The sequence below is a fragment of the Plantibacter sp. RU18 genome (genome assembly GCF_050613355.1).
GTDB lineage: Bacteria > Actinomycetota > Actinomycetes > Actinomycetales > Microbacteriaceae > Plantibacter.
On record NZ_CP159618.1, the window covers coordinates 3,661,247 to 3,680,568 of the forward strand.

A 19,322-nucleotide genomic window follows, 5' to 3' on the forward strand; every position below is an offset into this window, starting at 1 on the left:
TTGCGTAGCCAGACCGCTAGTGTCAAAACCAACGCCGATACGCTCGCGTATCGAACCATCGACTTCACCTGTCGTCATCAGTAGTAATTACGTGTTTCACCACGGAGACCGCATGCTGCCGCAGCCTTCCGTGCCGCTGCCAACGATGCCTGCGAGCACTATCCCAGCCCCCAGTCCCGCCGTCGTGCGCGACTGGCGTCGGGTGTACGCCCGCCGACTGGCCTTCACCGACGCGTTGGTGCTCATCTGGGTGGTCTTCGGGACGCAGCTGATCTGGTTCGACTTCGATCAGGAGACCACGGCCGTCGACTTCGACATGGCGCGTGTGATCCTGAACTACACGACCATCTCTGTCGTCCTCATCGTCGCCTGGCTCATCGTGCTGCGGGTGTTCGGGACCCGCGAGGCTCGCCTGGTCGGCAACGGCAACACCGAGTACAAGCTCATCGCGGACGCGAGCATCCGACTCTTCGGACTCGTCGCCATCGTCGCATTCCTGTTCAAGCTCGACCTCGCTCGGGGATACTTCCTCGTCGCATTCCCTGCGGGTATCCTCGTCCTCCTGCTGTCGCGGTGGATGTGGCGGCAGTGGCTCTCCGTTCAGCGCGCGCGCGGTCGGTACTCGTCGCTCGTCCTACTGGTCGGTTCTGCGGACTCGGCCGAGCACATCGCATCGGAGCTCGGCAGGGCGACGGACTACGGTTTCCGTGTCGTCGGGGCCTGCGTTCCGACGGGCGAAGTCGGCGGAACGCTCGGCGCGACGTCGATCCCGGTGTCCGGCACCGTCGACACGGTTCTGCAAGCGCTTGAGACGACCGGTGCCGACACGGTCATCATCACGAGTTCGGACGAGCTCACCCCGGTCCGTGTCCGCCAGCTGAGCTGGAGCCTCGAGCCCGGCCGTCAGCACCTCATCGTCGCTCCGAGTCTCACGGACATCGGTGGTCCCCGCATCCACACGCGTCCGGTTGCCGGTCTGCCGCTCATCCATGTGGAGACGCCACGTTACGAGGGACGGAAACGCTTCTCGAAGCGCACGTTCGACATCCTCGGATCGGGCGCGATCCTGCTTGTCGCCTCGCCGATCCTGCTGGTCGTCGCTCTTCTGGTGAAGTTCACCAGCCCAGGCCCGGTGCTGTACCGGCAGGAGCGCGTCGGGCTCAACGGTGAGCCGTTCAACATGCTGAAGTTCCGCTCCATGCGGGTCAACGCGGATGCTGAACTCGCCGCACTCCTGGCCCAGCAGGGCACGCATGACCGTCCGCTGTTCAAGGTGCAGAACGACCCACGGCTCACCCGCGTCGGTGCGACGCTGCGGAAGTTCTCGCTGGACGAGTTCCCGCAGCTGATCAACGTCTTCCGCGGCGACATGAGCCTCGTCGGCCCACGTCCGCAGCGCGAGGGCGAGGTCGCGCTCTACGATTCCGCGGCCAAGCGTCGTCTCATCGTGCAGCCCGGCATGACCGGTCTCTGGCAGGTGAGCGGCCGTTCGGCGCTCAGCTGGGAGGACGCCATCCGGCTGGACCTCTACTACGTCGAGAACTGGTCGCTCATGGGCGACGTCGTCATCCTGTGGCGCACGATTCGGGCCGTTGTCGCGCCGGGTAAGGAAGCGCACTGATGGCCGGGTTGATCGTGCATGAGTGGATCGAACGTCACGGCGGATCCGAGAACGTCGTCGACGAGATGGCGGCGGCCTTTCCCGATGCCGACATCCACTGCCTGTGGAACAACGCTGAAGACCGCTACCCCGGGCGAACGGTGACCGAGTCCTGGTTGGCCAGGACTCCCCTGCGCAGGAGCAAAGCGGCGGCGCTTCCTTTCATGCCGGCGACCTGGGCGAACACGAAGGTGTCCCATGCGGATTTCGTCTTGATCAGCTCGCATGCGTTCGCGCACCACGCCGGTGGGCGGCAGCCGGCCGACGGACCGCAGCGGTTCGTCTACGTCCACACTCCGGCGCGGTACCTCTGGGCACCTGAGCTCGACGTGCGCGGCGGCAATCCCGTGGCTCGTGCGATCGCTCCTGTCCTCCGGCAGATCGACCGCAGGCGCGCGCAGGACGGCGCGACCTTCGCCGCGAACAGCGACTACATCCGACAACGGATGGAACGTGCCTGGGGTGTCGAGGCGACGGTGATCCACCCGCCGGTGCGCGTCGAGTACCTGCAGAGCGTCAGGTCCTGGGCTGACCAGCTCAACGACGCCGACGCATACCTCTTCTCTACGTTGCCGACGGAGTTCGTCCTCGGCGCTTCGCGCTTCGTCGATTACAAACGACTCGATGTCGCTATCCGCGCTGGCGAGTTGGCCGGCCTGCCGGTTGTCCTCGCGGGCGCCGGGCCACACTACGCCGAGCTCTCAGCGCTGGCCGACAAGGCATCCGTGCCGGTGATCTTCGTGACGCGCCCGAGCGACGAGCTGCTCTTCGCGCTCTACCAGGCCGCGTCGCTGCTCGTCTTCGCGGCGGTGGAGGACTTCGGCATCATGCCCGTGGAGGCGATGACACTCGGCACGCCTGTGCTTGTCGTCGCCGAAGGCGGCGCGTCGGAGAGCGTGAACGCCCTCGACGGCGGGGTCGTGCTCGAGTCGCTTGACGACGCGACGTTGCGCGAGGCGGTCGAGCTCGCACTGATGCTGGACATGACGCCTGCACAGGACCGAGTGAACGCACTGTTCGGCTCCGCAGCATTCGCCTTCAAACTCACCAACTGGGTCGGACATCCCGTCAACGCCAGTGGGACCGATCGGACCATCGCCTCATGATCCTTGCCGACACCAGGTGGAGCGGCGTCCACGGCATCGGTCGTTATGCGTCCGAAGTGCTCCCGCGGTTGAGCGTCGAGTGGTCGGCGCTCGATGTGAGCGGCAAACCGTCCGATCCACAGGATTTCCTTCGCCTGCGACGCACGCCGGCCGGTGAGACGATCTACTCCCCCGGCTACAACGGCTTCCTCGCACGCTCGCCACAGGTGGTCACGGTCCATGACCTGATCCACCTACACCCGACGACGAACCGCCGCGCCGTCTACCTCGCGCACTACTCGGCCGTCCTACGCCCGATCATCCGCCGAAACCGACTCGTGCTGACCGTGTCGGAGACGTCAAAGCGCGCGATCGAGGAGTGGGTCGACGACGACCGAGTCCGGGTCGTCAACGCCGGGAACGGGCTGTCGGAGGCGTTTTACCCGGGCGAGCCCTCGGCGGCTGAGGCCTCCGCTCCATATTTCCTCTATGTGGGCAACCTGCGCGCGCACAAGAACGTCGACGTGGTGTTCCGAGCCTTGGCTCGCGTTCCGGAAGCGAAGCTCGTCGTGGTCGTAAACGACCGCGAGGGCGCAGAGCGTCGTGCCGCCGAGCTCGGCGTAGTCGACCGCGTCGAGGTGCGGAGCGGGCTCTCCGACCCGGAGCTCGCCGACCTCTACCGGGGCGCGGTGGCCACCGTCTTCCCCTCGCTGGTCGAGGGCTTCGGGCTTCCGGCGGTCGAGAGCATCGCATGCGGTACCCCTGTGATCTTCTGGGAGGGTTGCGAGTCGATAGCCGAGATCTCGCGCGGGCAGGGGCTCCCGGTCGCCGATGCGCACGACGATCTGGCCTGGTCCGATGCCCTGCGCACAGCCCTCGCCGACCGACCCCGTGCCACGGCTCCGGCGGCGAGCTACAGCTGGGACCGGACGTCCGAGATCGTCTCGAACGTGCTGCGAGCGCGTTGATGTCTCACCCTGACGCGGCCTCCTCGGCGCAACCGTCGATTGCCGCGGTCGTCCTGAACTGGCGCGACGCCGAGAACACGAGCGCGTGCATCGCCTCGCTGGCACAGGACGGCGGTCTGGACCAGATCATCATCGTCGACAACGAGGCGGACGGCACGCTTCGGCAAGCGCTCGACACGTCCAACGCTCCGACTCACGTCCTGCTCGAACGGTCGGAGAACGGCGGCTTCTCGGCCGGAGTCAACGTTGGTCTGCGCTACGCCCTCGACGCTGGCGCAGACTTCGCGCTCGTCATCAACAATGACGCTCGACTGCACGAGGGAGCCTTGTCCGCGATGCTGGCGGCGTTCGAACGTGATGCGAGTGTGGGGATCGTCGGCCCGGCGGTCCTCAACGAGGACGGCTCCCTTCAGGCGCTCGGTCCGAGCATCGGTTTCCCCCTTCGGATCAACGAGACGGCGGGTTCGACGAGCCCAGACTTCGTGACCTGGGCGTGCGTCCTCGTCTCCCGACGGCTCCTGGAGGCAGCCGGTCTCCTGGACGAGACCTTCTTCATGTACTGGGAGGACGTAGAGTTCGGCTACCGAGCCCGGGCCGCGGGATTCGCGGTGACGATCACGCCCGACGCGACCGTCGCTCATGCGGTGTCGTCCTCGCACAGCATCGCCGGCGACCGAGTCCAGCTGTACTCGGCCTACGGCCTCGGTCGCATCGCCGCGCGTCAGCGCTCATTTCTCCTGGCGTCCGTCATCCGCGCGGTCTTGCGTGTGGGCAAGCGCGTCGCCGCACGGCGATTCCGCTTCGCTGGTGACATCTGGCTGGCTTATCGAGACGGCCTCCGCCAGACGGAACAGCCTGCATACGAACGTGTGACGAAGGACGCTTGGCCCCGATGACGCAGAAACCCATTGCCCGGTACTACCGCGGTGCGCGAACGACGCACCTTGAGCGGCTGCACGACTTCGCCCCGGGGGACTTCTTCTACCAGAAGCCGATGTACGACTTCGATGTGACCCGAGCTCCCGCAGGGGTTCGAGTCGAACAGACGTCCTTCGTGCACATCGCGGTGCTCATTCTCAAGGGCACCTACTCGAGGCTTGAAATCGTCGAACCGTACGCTCCGAGCGCACTGCCGCAGAACCTGATTCTCTCGGTGGCAGCGCGAATCAGCCGACTGTTCCATCGGCAGCCGACCCAGCTCGTGACCTACGCGATCGAGAACGCAGACCTGCCGCTGAAGGTCGCCGCGAGCACGCATCTGCCAGTTGCCGTCACCCGAGCGCTGCTGCGTCTGACGGTTGGATTCTGCTACCGATCGCTGACTCGCGTCGTCTTCGGCACCGCTGACGCGGAGACCAATTACGAAGCCCTACTCGGCGCCCGGATGAAGCGTCGTCCACCCCAGACGACCCTCATCTGGGGCCTGCCGACGGCCCACCCGTCCGCTCTCGCCGTCGACAGCGAGGAGCAAGCATCCAAGGTGCTGTTCGTCGGCGCGCTCGACGAGCGGAAGGGTATACGCCAGCTCATGGACAGCTGGTCGGAGGTGTTGGCTTCTTCGCCGAACGCCGAACTGCAGATCCTCGGTAAGGGGCCGCTCGAGACGGAGGTAGTCAGTTGGGCGCAGACAGCTCCGCGCACGACGGTCATCATCGACCCCACCCGTGACGTGATCTTTGAGGCGCAGCGTCATGCCGACGTGGCCGTCCTGCTGTCGCAGCCCTTCACGAACTGGAAAGAGCAGATCGGCCTTCCGATCGTCGAGGGCCTCAGCGTCGGCACCGAGATCGTAGCCAGCACGGAAACAGGCATTGCACAATGGCTCGAGAAGCACGGACATCGAGTGCTCTCCGCAAGTGCAGCGAAGGGCGAACTGGCCGATGCCATTATTGGAGCGCTCCGGACCCGACGTCCGCGGACTGGAGTCCTGCAAGCACTTCCAGCTGTCGATGGTCGAATGGCCGCTGATCGGTGGCTGTTCGCGTAAGGTCTAGCGGCGCGGGCCCGATATCACGGCCGTAACCCGGCTCGGGCTTGTCGCGATTGTGTCCTTAACAGGATTCAACTGACGGTCGCGACGTTCGGCGAATGCCATCCCGATCGTGAGCCAGAACAGCGTGGCGATCAGGTGCCACCAGACCGCGTCATACGAGAAGAAGAACACTCCGAAGACCGCGAGAACAGCGCGGGTAGGAGCTGACCCCGCGATGAAAGCCTTCGCGAAGAAGCCGATGAAGATGATGAAGCCCAGCAAGCCAGCACAGATGAACATCGTCAGGTAGGTGTTGTCGATCGCCCCGGTGACACCGTCCTGGAAGATCACGCCACCGAACAGAGACCCCTGTGAGTTGACGCCGGATCCGAACAACACATAGGCGACATCGCGGCCAAACAGCTGCTGGGCGGCCTGTATCACCCCGAACCGATGAGTGAACGAGGCGTCGTTCGACTCATCAGCTTGGGCCAGATAGTTTGCCAGCAGCCCGGCTCCCGCGAACGCTGCGACGGTAACGATGAAGACTGGAACCACTCGCTTACGCCTGCGAACGAGGATGGCCACGACCAGGCCGACCGCAACCGCGACCAACGCGGTGCGTGTCCCGGTAAGCAAGATCCCCAGCGTGAGCCAGAGAAGCAACACCCATCGCCAACGGCCTCGAATCGCATCTGAGACGGCTGTTAGGATCCAGGCAATCGACAAGAAGTGAGCCAACGGGATTGGGTATCCGAGAGTGCCCTGCGCGCGATTTGTCCAGTCCCCAAGAATTGTGTTTGCACGGACGATGTAAACATCGCTCGTCGTGCCGGCCACGCTTCCCCGGATCGCCTCCAATCCGACCAGCGTCTCGAGAACGGCAACACCCGTCTCAATCGTCGCCACGACAAGCAGGAATCTCACCAGGAAACGACGAACATTCGCGTCCATAGCCATGCCGCAGAGCAGGGCACTGCTCCACATCAGACCGATTCCGAGCGCTTTGACGGTGTCACCGGTTTCCTCGCGGGCACCGGTGGAGACAACCAGAATGATCATCAGCGCAAGCACCCCGAGCATGCTCAGGGGAATGCGGAGCCCACCCCCGAAGCTCAAGAGGGCGAGTATCAGAGCAACAGCGACGATCACCGGCGTGATGAATGCTATCGACTCAGGCATGAGCGATGAGCGCGCGATAATCAGAAAAAGGAGCGCCACTCCCAACAGCCAGACGAAAATGCGTGGCCGCTGTGGCTTCACTGTCACCGCGTGCACGAATCGGTCCCCATCCTGACGTCGGTCCAGGATACGTAACATCCAGGCGCGCAGACGTCGCGGAGTGTGAAATCTGCGTTACGCCGCCGATACAGGTGCCGCGCGATTGATACTATTTGATGACCCGCAAACGGAGCACAAGGAACGCTCGTGGCAATACCGCCAGTCCGATCGTTTGACCCCGTGCAGGAATGTGTTCTAGAGAGGCCTGGTCCATGCGTCGGCCTGACGACTTCGATCTCCGCAGCAGACGGGGGTCTTGCGGGTGAGAATCGCGATCTTCACCCCCGACATCACTTCGAACTCGCTTGGTCGCACGTACTGCCTCTGGCTGCTGATGCGCGCCAATGGCTGGGAGACGCAGGTGTTCGCACCACGCGGCGGCGAGATCTGGGGTCCGCTGCGCGGCGGGGACTTCGCCGCGAACTGCCGCACGGTCGACGAAGATGATACCGAGCTCCTCGCGGCTGTTGAGGCTGCCGATCTGGTCCTCGCAGTCAAGCCCGTCGAGACGTCATTCGGGCGCGCCAGACGGCTCGCGCAAACCGCACGACTGCCACTCCTCCTGGATGTCGACGATCCGGATCTCGAAGCCGCACTGTCCTGGCGGCGTCCGCTGCGCCGCTTTGCGAAGGGCATCCTGAAATTCAGCGCCGTGCGCAAGAACCAGGAGCTGAAACGGCTTGCTCTGCAGGCGGACACCATCGTGAGCAATCCGGTACTCCAAGCCATCTACGGCGGTCCCGTCGTTCCTCATGTCCGCGACGATCGGGGCTTCGGAGCACCGCACACCAGCTCCGAACCCTCCATCGCATTCGTCGGAACGAATCGGAAGCACAAGGGCGTCGACATCCTGCGGGAAGCGGTTTCAGCCCGTCAGGATCTCGGAATCACTCTCAAGCTCACGGACGAAGCGCCCGAGGACGCGCGACCCTGGGAGCAGTGGGTCGGAATGACCTCTTTCGATGAGGGCCTCGCGCTGGTCGAGAACGCGGACATCGTAGTGATCCCGAGCAAGGACGACGGATACGCACATGGTCAGCTCCCGGCGAAGTTGATGGACGCCATGCTCGCCGGGCGCGCGATCGTCGTCAGCGATATCGAACCCATGACCTGGGCAGTGGGATCCGGCGGCCTGGCTGTAAAACCTTCGTCGGTCTCCGCCCTCGCTTCGGCGCTCGGCGAGGTGGCGTCTCCGGCCACACGGACGTCGTTGGGAGAGCAGGCGCGCGAACGAGCCCTCGCACTGTTCACGGTCGAAGCACACCAAGACGCATTTCGGGCGATATGCGAGGGCGCCGTTCATCGGTTCTCGCAGGAGACGGGTACCAAGTGAACGCTGCTCTCAACCAGGTGCGGACCCTCGCGATGCGAGCAAAACGCAAGGCGAAACGAGACCGGGTCGAGCGGGGCTTCATCGAAGCATCCGCTCGGGTGCCGGGAGCCCACGCCTTCGCCGGCCTCAACCCGATGAGTCTCGCGATCGCATCGATCCGTCCGAGCGACCGCGTCGGGTCACGAGTGTCCTTGATCGTTCCCGAAATCAAGGCTGAAGCCATCTTCGCCGGGATCCGCACGGCAATGGAGGTCAGTGTCGGTGTGGCGAACTCGCTCGACCTGCCACTCCGCATCTTTGCCCTGTGGGATGAGCCCAACCCGCGGGCATCCGCAACCATCCGAGAGTTCCTCAGGGACGAGTTCGGCCTGTCACGTTGGGCCGAGGTTGAGGTCCTCCACGTGTCGGCGCTCACTGGTCTGGCCGTCAGCACGGACGAACTGTGGATCGGCACGCATTGGACCACGGTCCACCCACTTGACGTCGCTTCTCGGCTCAACGTGATCGGACCGGACCGCGTCATCTACCTCGCTCAAGACTATGAGCCTGGCTTCTATCCCTGGTCGACGGAATTCGCCATTGCTCGAGCCACCTACCACGCCGGGTTCCGCCTGCTTGTGAACTCAGCACCCCTCGCTGGTTACCTCCGAGACGCGGAGCAGCTCCATGTCGATCCTGCGCTCGTGTTCGCACCGAGTCTCGACCTCGGACGCCTCGAGGAATCGGCCGCGAATCGGCGGAAGTCCGCCCAGCCGTCCGTGATGTTCTACGGACGGCCGAACAAACCCCGCAACCTCTTCACGATCGGTATCTCCGCGCTAAGGCTCTCCGCCGCCTCGCCTGCAGGTAGCGGTGTTGCGTATTCGTCCGTCGGAGAATCGCACGCGACCATCGCGTTGTCGGATACCAAGGCCCTGGCGTCACGCGGGAAGCTCTCCTGGCAGGGGTACTTCGAGCTGCTCTCGACTACGGACGTGATGCTCTCATTGCAGCACAGCCCGCACCCGTCTCACCCACCGCTCGATTCAGTCGTTTCCGGTGGTATCACCGTGACGAACGAGCTGGCCGGCACCAGAGCTGCTCTGCACCCACGACTGCTCACTGCCGAGCCTGACCCGACACTTCTCGGACAGCGGCTGAACGACGCGATCGAGATGGCCCGGTCGAGCGAACCTGCCGCATTCGACTCCTCGTTCATCACGAAACTCGGCGCACCGCTGGCCGACGTCGTGAAGCACGCCAGCGCACTCGTCGCCTGATCAGGATGCGTGCCCACAGCTGATGAGAAGACTGCGCCAAGCTTCGAACCTCCTCCTGTACCTGCTCATCCCGGGCCTCGGAGCGGCCACTCCTCTGCTGGTCTACCCGGCGTTGACCGCGCAGTACGGGAGCACCGGCTTCGCCGCGGTCGCCGTCGCGCAGTCGCTCGGACTCGCTGGTGCGACCATCTGCGAGCTCGGGTGGAGCGTCCTCGGCCCACAGCGTGTTGCGCGAGCGCAGACAGCTGAGCGCGCATCGCTGTATCAATCGGCGTTGGCGACCAAGCTCCTTGCAACGCTGGTTGGAGCTCCTGTTGCAGCGGTCGCCGCCGCGGCCATCGCAACAGATTACAAGCCCGCCGCCGCTGTCCTGGCCGCGGCCTCCGTGGCAACTTGCCTCAGCCCGGGTTGGTTCCTCGTGGGGGCGAACCGGCCCCTCGCCATCCTCGCGTTCGAAGGCGTCCCCCGGTTGCTCATCATGGCTGGGGTGGCCGGGCTCCTACTCGCCGGTGCACCGTTGCTGGTCTACGGAATCGGCACCCTCGTCGCAGTCATCTTCACGCAGGTCGCGGTCGCGCTTCGGTTCGGTCAGCGGCTCCTGCCGCGGCTCTCAGCATTCACAAGCGGCGGAGCGATTATCAAGCAGCAGCTCCCACTCACCGGGGGCCGAGCCGTGAGCGTGGTCTACACCTCGCTGCCGATCGCGATCGTCGGTCTCGTCAATCCGTCTGCAGTGGCGGTGTTCGCTGCCGTCGACCGCCTCATGCGAATGGCCCTCTCGATCCTCGGCGGCGTTCCCAGCCGTCTGCAGAGTTGGGTCGGCAGCGCCCCCGAGGACGGACGCGTCAAACGAAGCCGACAGTCGCTCCTCATGAATGTCGCTCTCGGTGCCATCTCCGGCGTCGGGTTCGCGGTACTCGTCCCGTTCGTCGCGAGCCTCGTCTTCTCGGGAACTATCGACATCATCTGGCAGGTCGCCGTGCTCGGTGGCGCGATCCTGTTCGCGATCTGCGCGTCGCGAGGCTTCGGGCTATCGCTCGTAGCTGAGGGCCGGGCCAACTGGATCGCCCTTGCGAACGTACTCGCGGCCATCGCCGGTGTGGCGACCACGTTCGCGCTCACTGGCCCACTCGGCGCACCAGGCGCACAGCTCGGCGGTCTCTGCGCGGAGCTCGTCGGTATCGCGGTGCAGGCGTTCTGCCTCTTCCTCCTGAAACGACCGCCGCGGGACACACACCTCGGGTGAGTTCGGCACATTCATGGTCGTGAAACCCGACACGTTCAAAAGTCACGATGCGAGACGCCATCTCGGGTTGCGATGGGTGAACGTCGCAAGCCACGCCCCGGGACCGCAACCTGGCCGTACGCTAGTCAGCACGAGTAGCGGCCCTCAAATAGGTGAGCTGCAGATCGGGGGCTCGAGTGACACACGACGAGGAAGCACCTCCGGACCCTGAACTCGAGTCGGCGACCCCCAAACGCCCCGCATCCCGCCGCGACTTCTTCCGCGCAGCGGGCTTCGGCGTCGCGGGCCTCGCTGCCGGTGGTGCGGTCACCGGAGGCATCGCGGCCGTGAACGCCGCCAACACACAGGAGGAGTACGGCTTCACGCCGCTCCCGAAGCGCAGCGAACCGGGGTTCGACCACGTCGTCGTCGTGATGTTCGAGAACCGCTCATTCGACCACATGCTCGGCTGGCTGTACCGGGCCGGCGGTGAACCTGCGGGGCAGACGTTCGACGGCCTCGCCCAGGGCGACTACAGCAACCCTGGCGACTCCGGCGAAACAGTACCGGCGCACATCTACACGGGGCCCACCGACCAGATCATGGCGCAGCCCGACCCGGACCCCGGCGAGTTCTACCCCCACGTCAACACTCAGCTGTTCGGCACCATCGACCCAGAGAGCAACGGCGACCTCCGGAACCCGCTGCAGCCACCGTGGAACCTCCCAGCCGACAGCACCGCGCCCAAGAACGACGGCTTCGTGAAGGACTACATCGTCAACTCGACCCTCGCCCGCGGCCGCAAGCCGACGCCCGAGGAATACGCGGTCGTGATGGGTGGCTTCTCCCCCACGATGCTGCCCGTGCTGTCCACGCTCGCGAAGAACTTCGGCGTCTACGACCACTGGTACGCCGCAGTGCCATCGCAGACGTTCTGCAACCGTTCCTTCTTCCACGCCAGCACCTCACACGGCTACGTCACGAACGTCGAGGGCGGCGGCATCGGCAAGTGGTTGAGCGCACCGGCAGTCCCCACCGTGTTCACCAGGCTCGAGGACGCCGGCAAGACGTGGCGCGTCTACTACGACGCCCAGCAGGTCGTCTCACTCACGGGGCTCCTCAGCGCGCCCTCGATCGAGAAGTACTGGAAGACGAACTTCCGCAGCATGGAACAGTTCCACGACGACGCGAAGAACGGGAACCTGCCCGACTACGCCTTCATCGAACCGCGCATGGTGTTCGACCACAATGACATGCACCCGCCGGTGGTGCGACCGGTCGATCGCGCCGCCGATCCCGACACCCCGAACCTCGAGGAGACACCCGAGCGCGACTCCGCGTTCTCCGACATGCGCGCCGGCGAACAACTGCTGGGTGAGGTCTACACGGCGGTCAAGAACAGTGCGTCCGGCTCCGGGTCCAACGCGATGAACACGGTGCTCCTCGTCACCTTCGACGAACACGGCGGCATCTACGACCACGTCGCACCGCCCAAGGCGACCCCGCCCTCAGGGTCCGCGTCGTCGGGGAAGGCGGAGGCCGGGGAGATGGGTTTCACCTTCGACCGCCTCGGGCTGCGCGTTCCGTCGATCGTCATCTCCGCGTACACGAAGGCCGGCAGCGTGATCAACGAGGAGATGCACCACGGCTCCCTGATGAAGACCCTCGCCCAGCTGCACGGCCTCGACCCACTCACCGAACGCGACGACACGGCCACGAGCATCTTCAACGCCGTGAACCTGACGACGCCACGCCAACCAGCGCTCTGGCCGACGGTCACCCCCGCCTACGTGCCTCCGAATCCCGAGGCGAACCCACGGGCCGACACGGACAAGGACCGCACCCGACCACTCACACCCCCGGCCCTCGGCCTCATCGGGATCCTGCTCGCGAAGTACGAACCCGACGCGCCACTGCCGGACAACTACGCCGATGCCTACGCGGCGCTGATGAAGCACGGGGACGGGTTGTTCGGAACCACCGACTGACCCGGGCGGAGGCCTGCCCCTCGACAGGCTCGGGGATCGGGGGCGCTCGGGAGCGGGGTCCTCGGTGGGCGGAGTGCCTCGGAGAGCGGGGTGTGTGGCAAAGCGACCTTCGTCGCTCGCCGAGCCTGTCGAGGCGCACACGCGCAACCTCCTCAATGAAGCAACACATGTCGCGTAAAATCCCAGATCAGACCGCTTATCTACCCCAGCTCCAATGTCAGTGGCTCTTGAGATAGTTCCATGTCCAACACTCCTCCCACCGCAGGCCCGATCGCGAGCGATGCGCGCTCCGCGATCACCGCTGCGGTCGGAGAACTGCTGCAGGTGTGGTCCGGTGCACTCGATCCGATCCGCCCGGGCGACGACACCTTCCTCCAGTTGGAGGGCATGAACGACGCCGGCCTGCTTCGCGTGCTCGACGCCCTGGGCGGACTCCGGCATGTGGTCGACGGCGTCTCTGCACACGTCATGGGCTCCGTGACCCACCGCTCGACACCCGGCCCCGACAGCATCACCCGCCCCCACGGCCACGCCAACCCGATGACCCTGTTGGCCGACCGCTGGCGGATCTCACGTCCACAAGCGGCCTCCCTCGCGTCCGTCGGCGCCGCCATCACGCCGCAGCGGCGAATCCACGGCGACCTCGAACCCACGCCGTTTCCCGAAATCGCTGCCGCCATCGAACCGCGCGCGACGGAAGACGGCCGACACGCGCCGGCTGCCCTCAGCATCGAAGGCGCCTCGATCCTCCTCCGCGAGATGCGGATCGTCCCGAACACGGTGTGTCAAGCCCCGGGTTTGGTAGAGGCTCGGTTAGACCCGTTCCATCACGGTGATGGTGGGCAGTTGCGTGTAGAAGTTGTTCTCGGCTTCGACGGGTGGGATGTGTCCGATCTCGCCGTGGAGTCGGCGGTGGTTGTACCAGTCGATGTATTCCGCGACCGCGATCTCGAGCTCGTCGATCCCCTTCCACGGGCCGAGGTTGCGGATCAGTTCGGCCTTGAATAGAGAGTTCAGCGCCTCGGCCATCGCGTTGTCGTAGCTGTCGCCCTTGGACCCAACCGAGGCGACTGCTTCTGCCTCAGCGAGGCGGTCGGTGTAGCGCACGGCACGATATTGGACTCCGCGATCCGAGTGGTGGACAAGTTGTGACAGGTCCCGGTCGGCACGCTGCCGCGTCCAGATGCCCATCTCGAGAGCATCGAGGGCAAGCTCGGTGTGCATGGTTGTGGAGAGCTGCCAGCCCACGATCCGGCGGGAGAACACGTCCAATACGAACGCGGCATACACCCAGCCGGAGAACGTCCGAATGTAGGTGATGTCCGCAACCCAGAGGCAGTCCGGTGCCGGTGCGGTGAACCGTCGGTCAACGAGGTCCCCCGGACGATCCGTGAATGGCCCAGGGATCGTCGTGCGTGGCCCCTTGGCCCGCGAGATCCCGCGGAGACCCTCCCGACGCATGAGCCGCTCGATCGTGCACCTGGCCACCCGGTGGCCGTCGCGACGCAGCTGCGCATGGACCTTCCGGACGCCATAGACGCCATAGTTCGCTTGGTGCACGGCACGGACCTTCACCACGGTGTCCTCGTCACTGACGGACCGCTGCGAGGGCGGCCGAGACCGCGCGGCATAGTACGTCTGCGGGGCAATCGGCAGTTCCCTGCAGATCGGCTCGACCCCGAACTCTTCCTTGTGTTCATCGATGTAGGCGATCATCTGCTGTGTGGGCGGTCGAGCTCCGCCGCGAAGAAAGCCGACGCGCTCCGCAAAATCGCGTTCGCCCGCCGCAACTCCCTCACCTCACGCTCCACCTCGACCAGGCGAACCGCAGTATCAGTGGACGTCCCCGAACGCAGACCCCCATCGACCTCGGCGCGCTGGACCCAGCCACGCAATGTGTCCGACGGGACACCAAGCTGCCGGCCGATCCTGGTACACACACCACGGCGGCCCCCATCCGCATCACGCGCCTCGAACACAAGGCGCACTGCACGCTCTCTCAATTCCGCCGGGTACTTCCTCAAAGCTGGCATACTCCTCATCCTTTCAGGACGATCAGAGTCTCCATCAAACCAAGGGCAAGACAGTGCCGCTGGAGCAGCTGCACGCCGCGGTCGCCGCCGGCATCGAGCACGCCGCCCACGCACCGCTCGCCGAGGTCACGAGCATCGCGAAGCTGGTCCGCACCAGCCTCGACCAAGACGGCCGCATGCCCCGAGAAGATCGCATGCGTCACCAGCAGCGCTGCTCCCTCACCGAGCATCCGGACGGCATGACGGAACTGCGTGCGTTCCTCCAGCCCGAAGCCGCCGCCTCTGTCCGTGCCGGCATCGACGCGCTCGTGGGCAAGCAGCTCCGCCAGGTGCGTTTCGTCGACGCCTCGAACACCGGCGCGCCCGACGCCGGCGCACGTATGCCCTCGATCGACCCGTTCAACGACGACTACGTACCCCCGGCAGAACTCCCCGACACCCGCACCATGGAACAACGCCGGGCAGACGCCCTCGTCGACATCTTCCGCCACACCAGCGGCTGCGCAGGCGCCGCCCAGGAACTCGCCCCGGTGTCCATCGTCGTGCGCATGACCCTCGACGACCTCACCACTCCCGACAGCCTCACCAGCACCGGCTCGGCTACGATCGACGGCATCGACGAACCGATCACCGCCAGCGCCGCACGCCGCATGGCAGCCGACGCCCGCATCATCCCCGAAGTCCTCGGCGGGGCATCCCAAGTGCTCGACCTCGGCGTCGGCACCCGGCTCTTCACAAAAGCGCAGAAGCTCGCACTCGCGGAACGCGACGGAGGATGCGCCTGGACAGGCTGTAACCATCCACCGTCGTTCACCGAAGCGCATCATCTGCAGTGGTGGTCCCGCGGCGGGAGAACCGACCTCGGCAACGGCATCCTGCTCTGCAGCTTCCATCACCACCGGATACACAACGACCGCTGGGAGATCGAGGTGCGCGAGAACGTGCCCTGGTTCATTCCCCCTGCGAACATCGACCTCAGCCGCACACCCCGACGAGGCGGTCGGCCGCGCCTGGCCGCCTGATCGCCCTTCGACGAGCCCAAAGCACTTCGACAAGCCCAACGCACTTCGACAAGCCCAGTGACCGGATCACGCCCCCGGGTCGCCGAAGCTGTCGCGGCGCACACTCGACACTTCGGCGCGCGCCAGCCTCACCTGACCGCACGCCACGACCTTCCTCACAAACTGCTCCAATCCATTCGGTTCCATGCTCCGAACTCGAATTGCGCCACCTTGCGCATTCCAACGAAGGAGCACACAGAACAATGACGTCCATGCTCAAACGATCACTCGCAGCATTGGGCGTCGTCGCGCTCAGCGCGGCCGGAGTCGTCCTCACCGGCCTGCCCGCTCAGGCACTGCCATCGTCCGCCACCATCTCCGCACCCGACTGCACCGTTCCCGCAGCCGCCACTGTGAGCATCACCGTCACCAACGCAGCGGACGACGCCACCGACCTCACCTACAAGATCGTCCAGGACTACGGCACCGTCCTCTTCGACAACGTCACGCTCGCGCCCGGCGACAGCGACGACTACGTGCTCCCCGTCCTCGAGGACGCCTCCACCCCGCTCCAGGTGATCGACGTCACCGGCGGCGTCATCGCCGGAGCCGTCCAGACCGCGAACTGCACCCCGAACGCCAGCCCGGCCGCCGTCGCCACCATCGGTGAAGCCAGCTGCACGCTGCCGAGCGGCGGTATCGTCCCGCCGTCCCCCGGCTTCCTCTGGACCTTCGACAACACCGCGGGTATCGGGTCCGCCGACTACGAGTTCGTGAAGAACGACACCGTCGTCGAGAGCGGCACCCTCGCGGCCGGCGAGACGCGTACCTACGCCGCGTCGCTCACACCCAATGAGAGCGGCACCTCGGCCATCCGGTCCGTCGATGCCCTCGGCGACCCCGTCGTCCTGGCCACCGGCGCCTTCGACCTCGACTGCGAGCCCGGCCCCGCACCCACCGGCGCGGTCACCGATGCCTCCTGCGAGATCCCGACCGGCGGGGTCCTCGTGCCCACCATCCCGGGCGTCGAGTACACCTTCGACAACTCGCTCGGAACCTCTGACGCTCCCTACGCGTTCCTCGACGGCGACACCGTCATCGAGAACGGCACCGTCGCAGAGGGCGACACCCGCATCCGATCAGTCTCGCTCACGGAAGACGTCGAGACCGTGGTCCAGGTCGTCACTGAAGATGCAGACGGCAACCCCGTCGTCCTCGACAGCAAGACGGTCACGCTCGACTGCCTCGCCAACACCCCGACGGTGAGCGCTCCGGCAGACGGCGCCGTGGTCACCACGTCGACCACCACCATCAGCGGAACCGGTGATGCCGGTGAGACGATCACCATCGTCATCGCTCCGGCCACCGACGAGGCCGCTCCGGTCGAGGAAGCGCCGCTCGCAGCGGCGGCCGCCATCGAGGTCCCGGCAGCGCTGACGACCACCGTGCAGGAGGACGGCACGTTCGCACTCGACGTCGAACTCGCCGACGGCGACTACACCGTCACCGCGTCAGCCACCCGCGCAGCCAGCTCAAGCGGCATCACGCCGGAGAGCACGTCCGAGTTCTCCGACCCGGTCGACTTCTCCGTCGCCATCGCCGCGACACCGGTCACACCGGGTTCGGGTGGCGGTACCACGGTGACGCCAGCTGGCTCCGCCGGTAACGGCGGTTCGCTCGCGAACACCGGCGTCGAGACGGAGATGTTCATCGCATTGTCCGCGATGCTGCTGCTCATCGGTGCAGCCGCGACGATGTTCGCCCGCCGCCACAAGGCCTGATCCGCCAGCAAGCCTGATTCGCCAGCAAGCCTGATTCGCCAGAACGGCTTCGACACCGCATCGACAGAGACCCGCCCAGCGCACCGTGCGCTCGGCGGGTCTCTGCCGTTCGCACCGACGGCTTCACGGCGCGGTTTCGGCGCGGACGACGCCGACGTGAATCGGTGGGGCAACACCGACCAAACCGATTCGGCCGAGACTCCGAACCATCTGGTCCGGTCGTCGTGATCACCCGAAGGCACGACGACCGGACTTCATCACCCGGTGCGCCCGGATCGCGGTTGATGTCCCTTGGGGGGAGAGTGCAGCAATGGCGCTGTCACTTCTCCCGGGCATCGCACCTCGACAAGCTCGGCGACCGGTACGAGCCACAGCGAAGCCCCGCCCTCGACCGGAGTCGAGGACGGGGCTTCGTCAGGATTACCGCTACGCGGTGATCTGCGCGCCCTTGCGACGAGCAGCTGCGAACAGCATGCCCGCAGCGCCGAGGAGCAGCAGCGCGGCAGAGCCACCGACGAGCAGGCCAGCGTCGGAACCCGTGTCAGCGAGCGTCGGAACCGGAGCACCAGCAGCCACCGGGTCAGCGATCACGGCGATGGAGTCAGCAGCAGCGACACCTTCGCTGTCGGTCACGGTGAAGATGTACGTGCCGACCTGGATGCCTTCGCCCTCGAGCGTGAGGCCCTCAGCGGCGAAGCCACCGGTCTCATCTGCGACGACCGTGTTGCCACCTTCAGCAGCGCCGAAGATCTCGCCGTTGGGGTCGGTCACGGCGAACGACAGGGTGTCGCCCGGGGTGAAGCCCGTGACGGTCACCGCGAAGCCAGCGCCGCCGGGGCGGACGTCGGAGAAGAAGATCGTGTCGGGAGTGAGGACGACGGACGGGACGGAGGGAACGACGACCTCGGTGAAGAAGTTGTAGTTGTCACCGTTGAACGAGATCGTCTGGACGACGTCGTCGCCGTCTTCGATGACCAGCACGCCGAACGCGAGCAGATCGAAGTCGCCAACAGCGACGCTCAGGTCAGCGAGCGGGAGCGGGGTGTTGGCCGTGACACCGGGGATGTTGCTGCTGCTCGCTACCCAGTTGCCAGCGAGGCCGGCAGCACCAGGAACCTCTGGCCGCAGTGTCGCGAACTGACCGCCGGCGGCATCGCCGAAGACGGGGAGTTGGAAGTAAGTCGCGTCGTTCGTTGACGTGACAGCGATCGTGTCGACCAGCGACGCGAGGGTGACATCGACACCATCGACCGCGAGAGGCGCGTCGTAGCCGTTGATGATCTGCGAGGGACCGGTCAGCTCAAGACCGGCATCCGTGATCGCGGCCGGGGCGCCGACAGCATCAGCGGCGTACCCCTCGTGCCAGCCTGCGTAGGCACCAGGCTCGATGCTGCCCTGGAGTTCGGCCGGCGTGACCTGGAAGTCGTCGGCGGAAGCGGGTCCGGCGATGAGGAGAGTGGAACCGGCGACAACTGCGAGGCCGGTGGCGAGAGCCGCAGCGCGGCGTGACGTCTTCAAATTCACTGAGGTTGGCACTTTCGTCTAGGGGTCCGACACGTGACGTACATGACGGTTCCCTGAGACTAAGGGAATTCACAGAAAAAGTTAATAGGGGGAACCACTGATTCTTCTGTCCTCCAAGAAGGGGACAGCTCGCTGCGGGTCGGTTTTAGCCCCTTCGACAGGCTCAGGGAGCAGCGATTCGCATGATGGAGTGCCCTTCGACAGGCTCAGGG

General features: G+C 65.6%; 14 protein-coding genes and 1 other annotated feature. Of the genes, 11 read left to right on the forward strand and 3 right to left on the reverse strand.

The window, feature by feature from the left end; all coding sequences use genetic code 11:
* Positions 1-145: 145 nt before the first annotated feature.
* From ABMA10_RS17475 to ABMA10_RS17495, 5 genes are read left to right on the forward strand one after another with little or no spacing between them, the layout of a single operon-like run.
* Positions 146-1,621 (forward strand): sugar transferase, encoded by a 1,476-nt coding sequence (locus ABMA10_RS17475; protein ID WP_431030737.1) that lies wholly within the window; start codon positions 146-148, stop codon positions 1,619-1,621.
* Positions 1,621-2,766, forward strand: coding sequence for a glycosyltransferase (locus tag ABMA10_RS17480; RefSeq protein WP_431030738.1), 1,146 nt, complete (start codon positions 1,621-1,623; stop codon positions 2,764-2,766). Before ABMA10_RS17475 ends, ABMA10_RS17480 begins: the two co-directional genes overlap by 1 nt.
* Positions 2,763-3,713 (forward strand): glycosyltransferase family 4 protein, encoded by a 951-nt coding sequence (locus ABMA10_RS17485; protein ID WP_431030739.1) that lies wholly within the window; start codon positions 2,763-2,765, stop codon positions 3,711-3,713. The genes ABMA10_RS17480 and ABMA10_RS17485 overlap by 4 nt, the downstream gene beginning before the upstream one ends.
* Complete coding sequence (locus ABMA10_RS17490; protein WP_431030740.1) at positions 3,713-4,609, forward strand: glycosyltransferase family 2 protein; 897 nt, start codon at positions 3,713-3,715, stop codon at positions 4,607-4,609. Before ABMA10_RS17485 ends, ABMA10_RS17490 begins: the two co-directional genes overlap by 1 nt.
* Positions 4,606-5,700, forward strand: a complete 1,095-nt coding sequence (locus ABMA10_RS17495) for a glycosyltransferase (protein WP_431030741.1) — start codon at positions 4,606-4,608, stop codon at positions 5,698-5,700. Before ABMA10_RS17490 ends, ABMA10_RS17495 begins: the two co-directional genes overlap by 4 nt.
* Positions 5,701-5,703: 3 nt before the next feature.
* On the opposite strand, the gene ABMA10_RS17500 is transcribed toward ABMA10_RS17495, so the two are convergent.
* A complete protein-coding gene (locus ABMA10_RS17500) occupies positions 5,704-6,963 on the reverse strand; it encodes an O-antigen ligase family protein (RefSeq protein WP_431030742.1) in 1,260 nt (419 codons plus the stop codon).
* Between the two features lie 265 nt (positions 6,964-7,228).
* On the opposite strand from ABMA10_RS17500, the gene ABMA10_RS17505 reads away from it, so the two are divergent.
* The 4 genes from ABMA10_RS17505 to ABMA10_RS17520 all read left to right on the forward strand — a co-directional run bounded on the left by ABMA10_RS17505 (position 7,229) and on the right by ABMA10_RS17520 (position 12,771).
* Complete coding sequence (locus tag ABMA10_RS17505; protein WP_431030743.1) at positions 7,229-8,299, forward strand: glycosyltransferase family 4 protein; 1,071 nt, start codon at positions 7,229-7,231, stop codon at positions 8,297-8,299.
* Positions 8,296-9,558: a hypothetical protein gene (locus ABMA10_RS17510; RefSeq protein WP_431030744.1), complete on the forward strand. Its 1,263-nt coding sequence runs from the start codon at positions 8,296-8,298 to the stop codon at positions 9,556-9,558. Before ABMA10_RS17505 ends, ABMA10_RS17510 begins: the two co-directional genes overlap by 4 nt.
* A gap of 22 nt (positions 9,559-9,580) precedes the next feature.
* Positions 9,581-10,804 carry a lipopolysaccharide biosynthesis protein gene (locus tag ABMA10_RS17515; protein WP_431030745.1) on the forward strand — a complete coding sequence of 408 codons (1,224 nt, stop codon included), beginning with the start codon at positions 9,581-9,583 and terminating at the stop codon, positions 10,802-10,804.
* 176 nt (positions 10,805-10,980) lie between these two features.
* A complete protein-coding gene (locus tag ABMA10_RS17520; RefSeq protein ID WP_431030746.1) occupies positions 10,981-12,771 on the forward strand; it encodes an alkaline phosphatase family protein in 1,791 nt (596 codons plus the stop codon).
* Positions 12,772-13,584: 813 nt separating this feature from the next.
* Here the strand turns inward: ABMA10_RS17520 and ABMA10_RS17525 are convergent.
* A protein-coding gene (locus ABMA10_RS17525) for an IS3 family transposase (protein ID WP_431030747.1) occupies positions 13,585-14,804 on the reverse strand; the annotation gives its coding sequence in 2 pieces (ribosomal slippage) (positions 13,585-14,525 and positions 14,525-14,804; 1,221 coding nt in all).
* Positions 14,413-14,526, reverse strand: a sequence feature (AL1L pseudoknot). Its footprint overlaps the gene before it by 114 nt.
* Positions 14,805-14,857: 53 nt before the next feature.
* On the opposite strand from ABMA10_RS17525, the gene ABMA10_RS17530 reads away from it, so the two are divergent.
* Both ABMA10_RS17530 and ABMA10_RS17535 read left to right on the forward strand, forming a co-directional pair.
* The gene (locus tag ABMA10_RS17530) at positions 14,858-15,826 is read left to right on the forward strand and encodes a DUF222 domain-containing protein (RefSeq protein ID WP_431030748.1); all 969 of its coding nucleotides are present in this window, start codon (positions 14,858-14,860) and stop codon (positions 15,824-15,826) included.
* A 251-nt stretch (positions 15,827-16,077) separates the two neighbouring features.
* Positions 16,078-17,586 (forward strand): LPXTG cell wall anchor domain-containing protein, encoded by a 1,509-nt coding sequence (locus tag ABMA10_RS17535; protein ID WP_431030749.1) that lies wholly within the window; start codon positions 16,078-16,080, stop codon positions 17,584-17,586.
* A 426-nt stretch (positions 17,587-18,012) separates the two neighbouring features.
* Here the strand turns inward: ABMA10_RS17535 and ABMA10_RS17540 are convergent, their stop codons facing one another.
* On the reverse strand, positions 18,013-19,104 hold the full coding sequence (locus tag ABMA10_RS17540) for a hypothetical protein (RefSeq protein ID WP_431030750.1): 1,092 nt from the start codon (positions 19,102-19,104) through the stop codon (positions 18,013-18,015).
* Positions 19,105-19,322 lie beyond the last annotated feature (218 nt).